The organism is Bavariicoccus seileri WCC 4188 (assembly GCF_000421665.1).
Classification (GTDB): domain Bacteria; phylum Bacillota; class Bacilli; order Lactobacillales; family Aerococcaceae; genus Bavariicoccus; species Bavariicoccus seileri.
Genome location: NZ_ATXL01000003.1, coordinates 17,113 through 31,132, shown reverse-complemented (window position 1 = coordinate 31,132; position 14,020 = coordinate 17,113). Strand labels below are relative to the sequence as shown.

Below are 14,020 nucleotides of genomic sequence, written 5' to 3'. Positions count from 1 at the left end.
AAATTAGGATGCTTTTCACAAAAAAAGATGGGTTTTGCAACCCATCTCCGTTTGTTATTGGTCCTTTTATTGAAAACAATGAAAGAAAGCAATCATTTCAAATCGTCCAACGAGTTTGACAGTGATTCGATCTCAGCGTTGATCCGGCGAACGCGTGGTTTAGTATCTGAGTCGAATCGTTCAACTGAATCAGTGATCCCTTGTGTAGCATCTGTCAGGCTTTTTAAGCCTACTGTCTTGAAACGATCGAGTGCATCGCTTAAGGAAGTAGTTGAATCAGTCAAATCATCTACTGATTCAGCTAAGGTTTCAAGATAGTCCTTCACTATTTTTTGATTTGTCTTACCGTCGTTTGGGGTGTAGAGCAAAGTGGCTATTCCACTGACTAGGCCACCAACGATCAGACCTTTAAAAAATCCCATCTTAATCCTCCTCTATTTTTTCAGCTATTTTTGCTGCAATTGCTTCATATTGTTCTGGCGTATAATCAGCACTATTATCAGCCCATTTCAACCCGAATGAATCGTCTTCTGTATAGCGCGGAATTAGGTGGATATGCGAGTGGAAAACGCTTTGGTAGGCTAAAGCCCCATTGTTGCAGAGAATATTGAGCCCCTTGATAGCGGGATCAAATGTACGAATAGCACGAGCAATTTTAGGAATCCGACTGAAAACAGTGGCAGCTAAGTCGCCGTCATAGTCGAAAATATCGGCCACGTGTTTTTTAGGAAGGACTAAGGTGTGACCAGGGGTAACTTGAGAAATGTCTAAAAAGGCCAAGACCACATCGTCTTCATAAACAACATAAGCTGGGATCTCTTTTTTGATTATTTTTTCAAATATAGTTTCACTCACTGAAATTCCTCCTTGAATGCATTAGGTTTTGTTACTTAAAAGTATAGCATACAGAAAAGGGGAACGGTATCGTTTCACTGGGTGTCGTGGTACAATAGGGTAAATTCTTAAAACGTTAGGTCCTCATGAATGGAAGGGGATCATTAAGAGTCAAGTCTGTTTGAAACACGGATCACTCTAACTAAAATAGAGGGGAATTGGGAGAAAGTAATGGTCTTAACGTTACATAAAGTGAGTGGCGGTTATTTGAGTGAACCGGTCATACATGATATTAGTTTTTCAGCAAAAACAGGGAATTGCACTGCCTTAATAGGACTGAATGGTGCCGGAAAATCGACAACAATCAAGGAAATTATGGGGTTGTTGACCCCTTTTTCAGGAGGAATAACTCTTGACGAATTGTCGCAAGAAAAGGAACCCGTCTTATTTAGAAGCCGGGTTGCTTATATCCCTGAAGCGCCTATTCTTTATCCTGAATTAACCCTTAAAGAGCACATTGAGTTGACCGCTAAGGCCTATCATCAGGACATACCTGCTGTTTGGGAGAGAGCGCTAAAATACGTTAAAGCTTTTCGTTTAGAGAAAGAATTAGAGTGGTTTCCCGTGCATTTCTCTAAGGGAATGCAGCAAAAAGTGATGATTATCTGTGCGATGATGCTTGATGTCTCTTTATTTGTAATCGATGAACCTTTCTTGGGATTGGATCCGCTTGCCATTGATACCTTTTTGACGATCGTAGAAGAAAAGAAGAGGGAACAGAAATCCGTCCTAATGTCGACCCACGTGTTGAGCTCAGCAGAAAAGCTATGTGATGCGTTTGTGATGCTTCACGAAGGACGCGTTGCTGCTTATGGTACTTTGGATGAGGTCCGTGCTCAACTGAATGAACCAGAGGCGACCCTTGATCAATTGTATTTGAAAGTTGCAAGGAGGTAGCAGTTATGTCTCCTCACAAGAAAACAATAGATGATGTTAGGCGTGAAATGGGTAATGATGCATCCGCCACACTCGATTATGTAGCCATCAGAAGTGAACGAAGTAAGGCATTTCTCAAAAAAATGTCCCATTACTCTCGTTATGTGTTGAATGATCATATACTAGTAGTCATCGTCTTTTTGATTGGCGCATTTGCCTTACAATATAGTCGCTGGCTGAAAGCAGATGGTTGGCAACTCCAGTTAGTCGCTTTTATTGCCATCCTGCTACTCGCATTAGTCAGTTCATCAGGGAAAATCAAAACCTATCTTGTACCAGCTGACAAGCTCTTTTTGATGGCCGACCTCGCTGGTCTTAAACGGTATATCGTCAAGAGTAGCTCGTCTAGTTTAATAGGACAATTGGTTTTATCAGTGGTTGTAACGATTATGGTACTACCATTTCTCAGATATGAACCGCTTGGCAGTTTGGCTGTAGTGATAATAGTAATTTCAACTACTTTGTTGACCTTTGTCAACCGATTATTCCAATTGTCTGAAAAGGGAAGACAATACAACGGGCGTCTCGGTAAAATCAGTGGTGGTTTATTTCTGATTACCTTCGTCTTATTGGGCAGTGGTTATTTTTCTGCAACGATTGCTGTGATAGCAGCAGTGATTTGGGCAACGGTCTCAGTAGTCATGTTAGGGCGAACTATTCGGACGCTAAAACAGGCAAAACACTTTATTGCCATCGAGAACGCTATTACAATAGAACAAGATCGTCAACAAATGATTTATGTCTTTCTCTCACAATTTACGGATGTGAAGGAATTAGGAAATACATCGGTGAAGCGTAGGCGTTATCTAGACTCGCTGGTTGAACAGTTGAGCCGACGCATGAAAAGTCCTGAGGGTTATCTGTGGGTCAGAATCGTGGTTAGGAATCAACACTATCTAGCGCTGTGGTTCCGGCTGACACTAGTAGGGTCGCTCTTTTTAATCAGTGTTGATCACTGGTTAATGGGTTTATTAGTTATGTCGGGGGTCACATTTTTGACCTTGCTCCAATGGTTGCCATTAAGAGAAGTATCGGTCAAAAAAAGTTTGCTAGCGATATATCCGGCAAGTGACGCGGAACAAACAGCCGATTTTACACGATTAATTAGACTATCTATATTGTCACAAGCGGTTTTTTTAGGTATAGTATATAAAGTCGTTCATTCAGCACCGATAAGCTGGGTGACAGCCGTTGGTGGTGTCCTATTAGCAGAAGGGATTCGCCAAGCCGTTGAAGTGGCACGCCGAAGTGTGCGAAAGAAAAAGAAAAAGTTGTTAAAATGAGCAGAAAAAATAAGTGGTTTAACAGGGTAAGGTGGCATAAGTGATGGATTATAATTCAGATTCTGGCTGGCAACTCCATCCAATTGGGGGAGATACCGGGCAGGCCTATATGGGTACAAAGGAAGACCAACGCATCTTTCTTAAAAAAAATTCATCGCCTTTCTTAGCAGCTCTATCGACTGAAGGGATAACAGCCAAATTGATCTGGACGAAGCGGTCCCACAATGGTGATATCCTAACAGCACAAGAGTGGCTAGATGGTCGCACGTTGGCTCCGGACGAGATGGCTAGTGATGACGTTATCACTATTCTAAGACATGTCCATGGGAGTCAACGCTTATTGAACATGCTTGAGCAAGTTCAAGGGAAAGTTTACGAACCAGCAGATTTTATCAGTGATTATCAAGATGGCTTACATCATGATCTCGTCACTCACTCTTGGTTGAATAAAGTATTAGCCTATTTACAAGATACAGCAGATACGATTCCGTGTTACCATAAGACTGTTTGTCATGGAGACTTGAATCGTAAGAATTTTATCCAGTCGGAAGAGGAGCAATTATTCTTGGTAGACTGGGAGAGTGTTAAAATTTCTGATCCTGTTTTTGACCTCACCTACTTGTTAACACATTACGTTCCGTTGGCGTCATGGGATGAGTGGTTCGAACGCTACGGTCTGTCAATCACGACGAAAGTGTATCATCGGATCGAATGGTATAGTTTGATGAGTTTATTACTCTTGATTAAGCAAGAGCATTTTGAGGGGCGAAATCGACAAGTGAATGAAAAAATTATTTTACTTCGTCAGATTTACCAACAAAGATCTCTTAAATCATAAGGTGTAATGCCCTAATAAATCATTATATTAAGCAGTACATAATAAGGACACAAATCATGACATAATCAATACATAAATTAATCAGTACATAAATTAATCAGTACATAAATCAATCAGTACATAAATCAATCAGTACATAATCAGTACATAAATCAAGACATAATAAGTAGATAAATCAAAATAAGACATACGGAAGTGCACGCTTGAATCATTCAAGGCGTGCACTATTATTGATATAGAAAGGACATCATATGCGGTTAAGATATAAACCATGGGCGAAAGATTATATTGCGGAACATCCAGAATATGTCGTCAGTGACCCTAAACAATGGCGTGGTAAGTGGGGGGATCGTTTTGAAAAAGAACAACCGATCCACATCGAAGTAGGTATGGGGAAAGGTAAATTTTTGGTCGAAATGGCTCAGAAAAATCCGACAATTAATTTTATTGGGGTAGAAATCCAAGAAAGTATCATCGTATTAGCACTAGAGAAAGTGATTGCAGAAAAACTACCAAATATTCAATTACTCCATCTGAACGGCTCAGATCTAAAAGAAGATTTCGAACCTGGAGAAGTTGATCGTATTTATTTGAATTTCTCGGATCCTTGGCCTAAAAAACGGCATACAAAACGACGATTGACCTATAAAACTTTCTTAGAGACTTATCAAGACATCCTTTCACCAGATGGTTATTTACAGCTAAAAACAGATAACCAAGGACTATTTGAGTACTCCTTAGTCAGTTTATCAGAATTTAAAGCAACCCTGATGGATGTGAGCTTAGACCTCCACGCCCTAAACGATCCGGATAACGTGACGACTGAATATGAAGAAAAATTCAGTGCCAAAGGGAACCGAATCTATCGCCTAAGAGCAACACTTCATTAGACACAGCATTAAGGATACGAACTATTAAGATACTAACCATTAAGGAATATGAGCTATATGGATAGAACAAGAATAGAACAATCAATAGAATAATCAATAGAACTGAAGAAGCTTGGGATATTTCCTGGGCTTCTTTTTTAATGACGCAGTTTTTTAGCGGTCGTATGTCATTATTTGATTTCTCTCGTGATACAATGAGTTGTGAGAGAGAAAATCCAATTGGGGTGTATGAATATGACTGTTTTTGAGAATTTGGATATGAAGAACTTATCTTCAGTTGAACAAGAAATCTACCGCTATTTAATGAATAACATTGAGACCGTTCCCTATATGAGGGTGCGAGAGATTGCGGATGAAGCCCATGTATCGTCAACATCTGTTTTCCGTTTTATCCAAAAGTTAGGCTTTGAGTCATATCCGGAATTTCGATTTTTTATTAAGAATCAAGTCGAAAAGTTTCGTGAGGAGAACAGAGCCCATTCCGGTTTGGAAAAGCATATTGAAACGCTAAATATGTCGATTTTTCACCCTGATGTCGAGTATCAAATAAAACGAATGGCTAAAGCACTGGCTGGGGTAGATTTCATTTTATTTATGGGAATGGGAGCTTCGGGGTCTTTAGCGCAATATGCCTCTAGGAAATTAGCAAACTTGGGATATTTCTCCATCAGTTTCGATGAATTGACGTATCCTATCCAAAGTTTTTTTCGGGAAGGTCAAAAGAGTATTGTTGTATTCATGAGTGTTTCGGGTGAAACGAAAGAACTCATAGAAGTGGTTAGTGGTCTTGATAGTCAAAAAGATATTGGCAAGTACTGCATTACTCAAGACAGGAATAGTACATTAGCGACTAGGTGCGATTATGCAATCGAATATGCTGTTAAGGAAGAACGAAAACAGATTTTTTTGGATTTAACCAGCCAACTTCCGGCTATGGCAATTGTAGAGACAGTTATAGGTTATTTAGAGGATTATCAAAATCCGCCAGTTGTCTAAGTGGCATTAGTGGTTTGAGTAATCCAAGTGGTTGCTTATCAAGAGAAGTATATATCATATATCGATTGAAACGCCTTGTTCCGATTGTGGAACAATATCCTTAAGAACAGAACAATTTTCTAAACCGCTTTCTTTACCATTGTATCAAGTTTTATTGGGTATAATAAAACAAATAGAATATGGAAGCAGAGCAGTGATGAATAGAATAACTGCTCTGTGAGAAAGGAAAGGTATTAGTTATGCAAATTTTAATGATGTTCTGGATCGGACGCTTGTACCAATCGCGACAAAGTTAAATAATCAACGACATGTAGCAGCAATCAGGGATGCGTTTATGTTGATTTTTCCATTGACTATCGCGTCATCAATCGTGATCTTGATCAACAATCTGTTGTTTTCTCCCGATAGTTTTATTGTGCAGATTTTGGGACTTAATAATATTTTCCCTAATTTGGCTGATGCACAACAAGTGTTAGCTTCTGTAGCTTATGGAACCATCAATATTATGAGTATTTTTATCGCATTTTTGGTGGCACAATTGTTAGCAAATCATTTCAAAGCAGATGCGACATTAGTTGGGTTGACCAGTGTAGCTTGTTTTATGATCTTATACCCCGCGCCATATGTTGAGAATGATGTTTCTGTCATTTCAACTCAATATCTTGGTGCACAAGGTTTGTTTGTTGCCATGATTGTGGCTTGTTTAGTAGGTGAATTTTTACCGAAATTATTCAAGCTTAAAAAGCTAAAGATTACGATGCCAGACATGGTACCACCTGCAGTGTCACGGTCATTTTCGGGAATGCTTCCTATCGTTATTGTTGTTGCAGTTACGGGTATTATAAATTACCTTGTTTTAATGATTGCACCTGATGGGGTTAATGAGTTGATCTACAAAGGAATCCAAAGCCCGTTAAGAGATCTAGGTGGAAATATTTTTGGCGTGTTGATTCTTGCCTTTTTACAAACCTTGCTGTTTTCTATCGGAATTCACGGTCCTAATACATTAAATGCCGTTCGGTCAGCCATTTTTACAGAACAAGATTTAGCCAACTTAGATTTTATCAATCAAGGTGGTTCGCTTTGGGATGTCCCTTACAAAGAAACGTGGGGTGTCTTGAATGATATGTTTGCTAATATGGGTGGGACAGGAATGACATTAGGCCTGATTATAGCTATTTTCCTTGTTTCGAGAAGACCGGAACAACGACAAATTGCGAAAATGTCCCTCGTTCCTGGAATCTTCCAAATCAATGAACCAATGATCTTTGGATTACCTATCGTATTGAACCCATTGATGATTATTCCATTTATTTTAACACCAATGGTCAACATCCTTGTTGGGTATTTTGTGACAGTTGTTTGGCCAATCATGCCAACTCCTGCCATTGGGGTTCCGTGGACGACGCCAGGTATCATTAACTTATTCCTAGGGTCAGGTGGTAACATCATGGCAGCAGTAGTAGGCGTTGTGTGTTTGGTAATTTCCGTTTTGATCTACTTGCCATTTGTTATAGCATCAAATCGCGCACAAAAAGCTGAAGTAAAGAACTAAAATAGTAAGAAAGTCATATAGTAAGAAAGTAAAATAGTAAGAAAGTAACGTAGTGAGAAACTAATAAATTGACGATGTATTAACAAATCGCTGACAGTATGAAAAACAAGAAAAGAAAAAGACAACGGGGGATATGCTATATGAGCAAAAAAATGCCAAAAGATTTTCTGTGGGGTGGGGCTATAGCAGCTCATCAAGCAGAGGGAGCCTATAAGGTTGATGGCCGTGGTCTTAGTATTGCTGATGTGATGACAGCCGGCGGGAATGGGATTCGTCGTCAGATCACATCAGGTATTTTAGACAATGCCTATTATCCTAACCACGAGGCGATTGATTTTTATCACCACTATAAAGAAGATATTCAACTGTTCAAGGAATTAGGTCTCAAGTGTTTTAGGACCTCTATTTCATGGAGTCGTATTTTCCCAGTTGGTGATGAGCAAGAACCCAATGAAAAAGGGCTTCAGTTCTACGATGATTTGTTCGATGAGTTGCTCGAAAATGGGATAGAACCTGTTATAACGTTATCACATTTTGAAATTCCTTATGGTATCTATGAAAAATTTGGAGGGTTTCAAAATAAAAAAGTTATCGATTTGTTTGTCCATTTCGCTAAATGTGTCTTTGAGCGTTATAAAGATAAGGTGACTTACTGGATGACATTCAATGAGATTAATAATCAAGCAGATGGTCAAGATCCTCTTCATGTCTGGACTAATTCTGCGATGATCATCGACGAAGGGCAAAATAAAGAAGAGTTGGTATTCCAAGCGGGAATCAATGAGTTGATTGCAAGTGCCAAAGCGGTTTGTGAAGGAAAGAAGATAAACCCTGATTTTAAAATCGGTTGCATGATGGCATATGTGCCAGTCTACCCTTATTCATGCAATCCAGGCGACATGATGGCATCTGTCAAAGCAAATGAACGGCGTTATTTTTATAGCGATATCCATGTCCGTGGGAAAATCCCGACTTATGCGACTAAATACTGGGAGAAAAAAGGTTTAAATATCGTAGTCACCGAGCAAGAATTAGAGGTATTGCGACAAGGAACAGTTGATTATATCGGGTTTAGTTATTATATGTCAGGGGCTATTTCAACCTTGAAAGATATCCCAGGCCATGAAACGGCTGATATTCCAGGTGCGAAGATCGTGAAGAATCCGTATATTGAGTCATCTGATTGGGATTGGCCAATCGATGCAGTCGGACTACGTTATGTTTTAAATACAGTTTATCAACGCTATGATGTGCCACTGTTCATCGTTGAGAACGGTTTTGGAGCTTACGACAAGTTAACTGAAAATGGTGAGATCCATGATGATTACCGGATCAACTATCTTAAAAGCCATATTGAACAACTCGAAAAAGCGGTCATCGAAGATGGTGTACCTGTTATAGGTTATACGCCTTGGGGTGTAATTGATATAGTCAGTTTTGGCAGTGGCGAGATGGAAAAGAGATATGGCATGATTTATGTTGACAAAGATAATGAGGGAAATGGAACGTTAAAACGGTCGAAGAAAAAATCGTTTGAGTGGTACCAACACGTTATAGCGACGAACGGTTCAGACTTGTAGTTTAGTGTTACTAAACTCTAATAAGTGAGCAAAGACTTACTAAGTGAGCAAAAACTTACTATGATATATAATAACAAGTAAGGAAAAGATGGGAAATAAATAAAAAATAAAAAATAAAGAAATAATGCTAAAAACCCAGAAATCCGAATGGATTTCTGGGTTTTATCCTTGTGGTATTAATGACGAATCACATCAACGAATGAGATGATATAAATCATTTAAATTATACAAAATACATAAAAGAAGCAAACAAGTAAACAACTACAATCAGTGTTTAGGTGTTGCTCTGAGTTCAAAGGATAACAACTCACCACTATGGGTATCGGCTGTAAAATGATAATTCAATAACTCACCATTTTTAACAACTTGTAAAGCACCATGATAGACATAGCGACTATCGCGATCTTTTGTGAGGTGGGCAGGGATATGAGAAATCCAAGAGCCCACTAACCCTGTTTGATCTGCTAACTGATTTTTAACACTCTCTAGGACACGATTTGGTTTTAAACGGCGATTGATGTAATAATAGGTGATTGCACCACCAACTGCAGCAATCGATAAACCAGCTGCTCCAAAAAATAGAATAGCTCTTTTCTTGTTAGAAGACATAATAGTTTTTCCTTTCCCTTGTAGAATAGCTCAATGTCAGTTTGCTAACTGTAACAGTAAGTTTTTTAGCTACCTTAACTACCTTTAGCTGTCTATAGATAGTTGTGTAAAAGACAACCAAGCGTTTGTCTTGTACAACTTTTAAGTCATCTCTAGTATAGCAAAATTAGAGAGAATAGTGCATTGATTCGACCGTGAGGGGTTTAAAATCAATCATTATAAGCGATGGAATGCTGTTATAAAGCCGAAAGAAACACCCGGGATTCTTGTTTTGCCAATTGACATGTGTTTAGCTATAATAGACAAGACGCACAGACCTAAACTGGAGGTTTTGTGAAACTGGGAGGTAATGATATGGCTGAGAATAAGGAAGTATTATCGACTGAAAGTTTCGAGTTGATTAAGAAGTTTACCGAAGCACAAGGAACGAGCGGTTTTGAAGGCAGAATTCGCGCGTTATTAAGAGAAGAAATCACACCATTAGTAGATGAGGTCGTCCAAGATAATCTAGGTGGTCTGTTTGGGATAAAAAAAGCAAGTGTAGACGAAAGTGATGCACCACGAATCATGTTTGCAGCACATATGGATGAGGTTGGTTTTATCGTCACCGGCATTACAAAACAAGGATTGTTTCGTGTGACGCCACTCGGTGGTTGGAATCAGTATGTGGTTTCAAGCCAACGATTCACCTTACAAACAAAGAGTGGCGATTATCCAATTATTTCATCTTCTATTCCGCCTCACCTATTACGTGGGACTGCAGGACAAGGAAAATTGGATGTGGACGATATCTTGTTTGATGGTGGCTTTACTTCACGTGAGGAAGCGACAGAATTTGGCATACGAATCGGTGATCCAATTGTGCCGGTTAATCAAACAACCAAGACGGCTAATGGAAAACGAATCATCTCAAAATCATGGGATAATCGCTATGGTAATGTAGCTTTAATCGAGGCACTTCGTGCGGTTAAGGATGAGCAATTGAAGAGTACAATCATTGCAGGAGCAAATGTTCAAGAAGAAGTTGGGTTAAGGGGTGCCAGAGTGGCCACCCATAAATTCGATCCAGAATTATTCTTTGCAGTAGACTGCTCTGCAGCGGATGATCTAACCGGTGATCCAGATAAGTTTGGTCATCTTGATCACGGCTTCTTACTACGTGTGCAAGACCCAACTATGATTACATTACCTGCTATGAAAGAATTCTTGCTCGACACTGCAGAAACCAATCATATCCCATACCAATACTTTGTTTCAAAAGGTGGCACTGATGCTGGGCAAGCTCATCTGTCCAACAATGGTATTCCAAGCGCTGTAATCGGCGTTTGTGGTCGGTATATCCATACCCATCAAACACTATTCTCAATCGCTGATTATGAAGCAGCAAAGGCAATGATCATTGCTGTCATGAAAACACTTGATCGTTCAACGGTAAATACAATAATAAAAGGAGTTTAATAACAGAATGACTTGGATTAGTATCTATAACCCAAAAGGAATCGGCGACGTCTTATTAGTGAGTGGTGGACAAGCTTCTACAACACAAGTTGTCACTAAAACAGTAGGCGATGTGACACAAATTAAAAATGAAAAAACAGGAGCTGTGGTAGGCTACAATATTCAACAAGCAGCACAATACTTTCAACTCGATAAAGAACTTACTAGCGAAGAAGCAGGTCTTGTAACCTTATCTAGTGCTCAAGAAAAACAATTGAATGATCTCATAGAAAAAGCTGGATTTGAAGCAATCACGTTAGATAACTCTCCTAAATTTGTCGTTGGCTATGTTGAATCATGTGTTGATCATCCAGATAGCGACCATTTACACCTTACAAAAACACAAGTTGGAGATGACGTGACACTCCAAATCGTTTGCGGTGCTCCGAATATCAAAGCAGGGCAAAAGGTAGTCGTTGCTAAGCCAGGAGCTATGATGCCTAGCGGTAAAGAAATTTGGGCAAGTGAACTACGCGGGATAGAAAGCTATGGCATGATTTGTTCAGAACGAGAGTTAAATCTAGCGAACGCAAGCCAAAAACGTGGTATATTAGTTCTAGAAGATGATGCTAATATTGGTGAACCATTTGAAATTAATACAGCTGAAAAAGTAGCTGTTTAAGTTAGACTGTTCTAGATTGCTATATATATAGCGCGTATAGCGCGCTATAGTGCTTTAGATTTCTACAGTTAGACTGTTAAAAAGCAAAATAAAATGCAATTAAAATAAATTGCAATTAAAATAAAATGCAATGGATTATTAGGGCGAAGGAGGGATAACATGGCTGATGACGAGTCGTTTCCAAACTACATGCAAAAACCTGTAAAGATCAATCAAGCGAAGGAAAATCTCAAGAATGATATATCAGAGGTTGAAGCGAAAGAACAAGCAAAAATTTCGATGCAATCTCATCGTGCAGTAGAAGAACCGACCCTATCACGTTACATGTCTGACGAAAAGTTTCGTGGCTCGTTTGAGCGCGAATTTAAGCACAGACCACTGGGCGGAGCTACCCGTGTCCCTTTCCAACCAACACATGTTCCTAAACCACGTTCTGGAGCGCAAACTGTTCCAGTTGATGATACTGACTATCAACCAATAATCGAAAAATTGATAAGGGCAGCCGATCAATTGATCTTGTTTGCCTCAAATAAAGAAACAACTGGTAAAGATACAACTACTAAAGATTCATCTGGTCACTTAACTAAAAAACCAGTCAATAGTGAATCAGTCAATAGCGAACCAGTTAAAAAATCAGTATCAACGGCAAAAAAGAGCGAGAAACCACAAACTAAGACGCAAGAAACTACTGAAGGGGATCTATTCCAGTTAGGAAAACAGAAAAATGGAATTGCACAACCTACGGATAGAAAAAAAGGTGAATCTACTAATGAGTAACAAACTATATTTTTTTGTAGGAATTAAAGGAACAGGGATGAGTGCTTTGGCACTTGTTCTTCATGGTAAAGGCTATAACGTTGAGGGGTCCGATCTGGAAACGTATTTCTTTACACAAAAGCCACTGGAAGAAGCGCATATCCCTATGTATACCTTCAATCCAGACAATATCAAACCTGGGATGACCATCATTGCAGGGAATGCTTTTGGCGATGACCATCCAGAAATCAAAAGGGCACACGAAATGGGCTTAGAGGTCATTCGGTACCCTGATTTTTTGGCACAAATCTCGGAAAAGTTTACCAGTATCGCTATTACTGGCTCACATGGTAAAACCAGTACGACAGGTTTATTAGCACATGTGTTGAGCGGTGTAGCTAAAACGAGTTATTTAATTGGTGACGGTACAGGGTGTGGGCAACCAGACGCACGATTCTTTGTGATGGAAGCTTGTGAATATCAACGCCATTTCTTAGCTTACCATCCTGATTATGCCATTATTACAAATGTTGATTATGATCATCCGGACTATTACAAAGATATCGAAGATGTTTTTGATGCCTTCAAAACCTTTGCGACTCAAGTCAAAAAAGGCTTAGTGGTTTACGGTGATGACGAGCATTTGAAGAAGCTAAAAGCACCTGTTCCTATTATTAAATATGGTTTTGGAGAAGATAATGATTTTGTCATCTCAAACTTGGCTAAAGATACCAGTGGGTCTCACTTTGATGTTAGCTTGAACGGAAAACATTTTGGCCATTTTGATATTCCAAGTTATGGAACGCATAATGTGTTGAATGCGACTGCAGTTATTGCAATTGCTCATTTAGAACAATTACCAGAACCAGAAATAGCTGAAGAATTGAAAACATTCAAAGGGGTCAAACGTCGTTTCAGTGAGAAAGTCATTAACGGAATGGTACTTATTGACGACTATGCACATCATCCTGCAGAAATCAGAGCAACTTTAGATGCAGCTCGGCAAAAATACCCTAAAAAGAAAATTGTAGCTATCTTCCAACCCCATACATTTACTCGTACCATAGCCTTATTGGATGATTTTGCTAAGGCATTGAGTTTAGCTGATCATGTTTTCTTATGTGACATTTTTTCTTCTGTTCGAGAAAAATCGGGTCATATCAAGATCGGTGATCTCGCAACGAAAATCGATGGAGCGAAGATATTGAAATTAGATAATGTATCTCCATTACTCGAGTTTGAAGAAGATGTCTTGGTCTTCATGGGCGCTGGCGATGTTCAAAAATTTGAAGTAGTCTATGAAAAAATACTGAGCGAAACCACAAGATCTGCGACTTAAAGCGGTATATCCCTTTCATCTGGAGTAAAAAGGGCGAGGAACTGACAGTTCATTGACATTTTTGCGAAGAGGAAGAGGGATAGCTTTAAGGAACGTAACACAGATCTGCAACTTAAAGCGGTCTGTTGAATAATAAAAAGAATAAACTTTGAAAAATTTTATAAAAGATATGCTTGAGGATGGTCAACTATGCCATCCTCTTTTTTGACGAATGAATATGATATA

14 protein-coding genes are annotated in these 14,020 nt (G+C 39.2%); 11 read left to right on the top strand and 3 right to left on the bottom strand.

The features are described from left to right. Positions 1-92: 92 nt before the first annotated feature. Positions 93-422 (bottom strand): YtxH domain-containing protein, encoded by a 330-nt coding sequence (locus H541_RS11165; RefSeq protein WP_022795521.1) that lies wholly within the window; start codon positions 420-422, stop codon positions 93-95. A 1-nt stretch (position 423) separates the two neighbouring features. Beyond that, positions 424-855, bottom strand: a complete 432-nt coding sequence (locus H541_RS0101145; protein WP_022795520.1) for an HIT family protein — start codon at positions 853-855, stop codon at positions 424-426. A gap of 210 nt (positions 856-1,065) precedes the next feature. Here H541_RS0101145 and H541_RS0101140 point away from each other — a divergent pair, with 210 nt between their 5' ends. The 7 genes from H541_RS0101140 to H541_RS0101110 all read left to right on the top strand — a co-directional run bounded on the left by H541_RS0101140 (position 1,066) and on the right by H541_RS0101110 (position 8,972). Then, a complete protein-coding gene (locus H541_RS0101140) occupies positions 1,066-1,791 on the top strand; it encodes an ABC transporter ATP-binding protein (protein ID WP_022795519.1) in 726 nt (241 codons plus the stop codon). A gap of 5 nt (positions 1,792-1,796) precedes the next feature. Continuing rightward, positions 1,797-3,113, top strand: coding sequence for an ABC transporter permease (locus H541_RS0101135; protein ID WP_022795518.1), 1,317 nt, complete (start codon positions 1,797-1,799; stop codon positions 3,111-3,113). A gap of 43 nt (positions 3,114-3,156) precedes the next feature. Further along, a complete protein-coding gene (locus H541_RS0101130) occupies positions 3,157-3,951 on the top strand; it encodes a phosphotransferase family protein (RefSeq protein WP_022795517.1) in 795 nt (264 codons plus the stop codon). A 251-nt stretch (positions 3,952-4,202) separates the two neighbouring features. Continuing rightward, positions 4,203-4,841 (top strand): tRNA (guanosine(46)-N7)-methyltransferase TrmB, encoded by a 639-nt coding sequence (gene trmB / locus H541_RS0101125; RefSeq protein WP_022795516.1) that lies wholly within the window; start codon positions 4,203-4,205, stop codon positions 4,839-4,841. Between the two features lie 234 nt (positions 4,842-5,075). Next, positions 5,076-5,837 carry a MurR/RpiR family transcriptional regulator gene (locus H541_RS0101120; protein WP_022795515.1) on the top strand — a complete coding sequence of 254 codons (762 nt, stop codon included), beginning with the start codon at positions 5,076-5,078 and terminating at the stop codon, positions 5,835-5,837. A gap of 232 nt (positions 5,838-6,069) precedes the next feature. Further along, the gene (locus tag H541_RS0101115) at positions 6,070-7,392 is read left to right on the top strand and encodes a PTS sugar transporter subunit IIC (protein WP_026501514.1); all 1,323 of its coding nucleotides are present in this window, start codon (positions 6,070-6,072) and stop codon (positions 7,390-7,392) included. A 140-nt stretch (positions 7,393-7,532) separates the two neighbouring features. Next, positions 7,533-8,972 (top strand): 6-phospho-beta-glucosidase, encoded by a 1,440-nt coding sequence (locus H541_RS0101110; protein ID WP_022795513.1) that lies wholly within the window; start codon positions 7,533-7,535, stop codon positions 8,970-8,972. A gap of 267 nt (positions 8,973-9,239) precedes the next feature. Here the strand turns inward: H541_RS0101110 and H541_RS0101105 are convergent, their stop codons facing one another. Further along, on the bottom strand, positions 9,240-9,581 hold the full coding sequence (locus tag H541_RS0101105) for a hypothetical protein (protein ID WP_022795512.1): 342 nt from the start codon (positions 9,579-9,581) through the stop codon (positions 9,240-9,242). 354 nt (positions 9,582-9,935) lie between these two features. On the opposite strand from H541_RS0101105, the gene pepA reads away from it, so the two are divergent. The 4 genes from pepA to murC all read left to right on the top strand — a co-directional run bounded on the left by pepA (position 9,936) and on the right by murC (position 13,795). Next, the gene (gene pepA, locus H541_RS0101100; RefSeq protein WP_022795511.1) at positions 9,936-11,039 is read left to right on the top strand and encodes a glutamyl aminopeptidase; all 1,104 of its coding nucleotides are present in this window, start codon (positions 9,936-9,938) and stop codon (positions 11,037-11,039) included. 7 nt (positions 11,040-11,046) lie between these two features. Further along, on the top strand, positions 11,047-11,700 hold the full coding sequence (gene ytpR, locus H541_RS0101095; RefSeq protein ID WP_022795510.1) for a YtpR family tRNA-binding protein: 654 nt from the start codon (positions 11,047-11,049) through the stop codon (positions 11,698-11,700). Positions 11,701-11,859: 159 nt separating this feature from the next. Continuing rightward, complete coding sequence (locus H541_RS0101090; RefSeq protein WP_022795509.1) at positions 11,860-12,477, top strand: hypothetical protein; 618 nt, start codon at positions 11,860-11,862, stop codon at positions 12,475-12,477. After that, positions 12,470-13,795, top strand: a complete 1,326-nt coding sequence (murC, locus tag H541_RS0101085; protein ID WP_022795508.1) for a UDP-N-acetylmuramate--L-alanine ligase — start codon at positions 12,470-12,472, stop codon at positions 13,793-13,795. The genes H541_RS0101090 and murC overlap by 8 nt, the downstream gene beginning before the upstream one ends. Positions 13,796-14,020 lie beyond the last annotated feature (225 nt).

Bases quoted from the DNA above. Each gene is read 5' to 3' on its own strand.
- pepA (WP_022795511.1), top strand. From the start codon at position 9,936: ATGGCTGAGAATAAGGAAGTATTATCGACTGAAAGTTTCGAGTTGATT.
- H541_RS0101130 (WP_022795517.1), top strand. From the start codon at position 3,157: ATGGATTATAATTCAGATTCTGGCTGGCAACTCCATCCAATTGGGGGA.
- H541_RS11165 (WP_022795521.1), bottom strand. From the start codon at position 422: ATGGGATTTTTTAAAGGTCTGATCGTTGGTGGCCTAGTCAGTGGAATA.
- H541_RS0101105 (WP_022795512.1), bottom strand. From the start codon at position 9,581: ATGTCTTCTAACAAGAAAAGAGCTATTCTATTTTTTGGAGCAGCTGGT.
- murC (WP_022795508.1), top strand. From the start codon at position 12,470: ATGAGTAACAAACTATATTTTTTTGTAGGAATTAAAGGAACAGGGATG.
- ytpR (WP_022795510.1), top strand. From the start codon at position 11,047: ATGACTTGGATTAGTATCTATAACCCAAAAGGAATCGGCGACGTCTTA.
- H541_RS0101110 (WP_022795513.1), top strand. From the start codon at position 7,533: ATGAGCAAAAAAATGCCAAAAGATTTTCTGTGGGGTGGGGCTATAGCA.
- H541_RS0101090 (WP_022795509.1), top strand. From the start codon at position 11,860: ATGGCTGATGACGAGTCGTTTCCAAACTACATGCAAAAACCTGTAAAG.
- H541_RS0101140 (WP_022795519.1), top strand. From the start codon at position 1,066: ATGGTCTTAACGTTACATAAAGTGAGTGGCGGTTATTTGAGTGAACCG.
- H541_RS0101120 (WP_022795515.1), top strand. From the start codon at position 5,076: ATGACTGTTTTTGAGAATTTGGATATGAAGAACTTATCTTCAGTTGAA.
- trmB (WP_022795516.1), top strand. From the start codon at position 4,203: ATGCGGTTAAGATATAAACCATGGGCGAAAGATTATATTGCGGAACAT.
- H541_RS0101135 (WP_022795518.1), top strand. From the start codon at position 1,797: ATGTCTCCTCACAAGAAAACAATAGATGATGTTAGGCGTGAAATGGGT.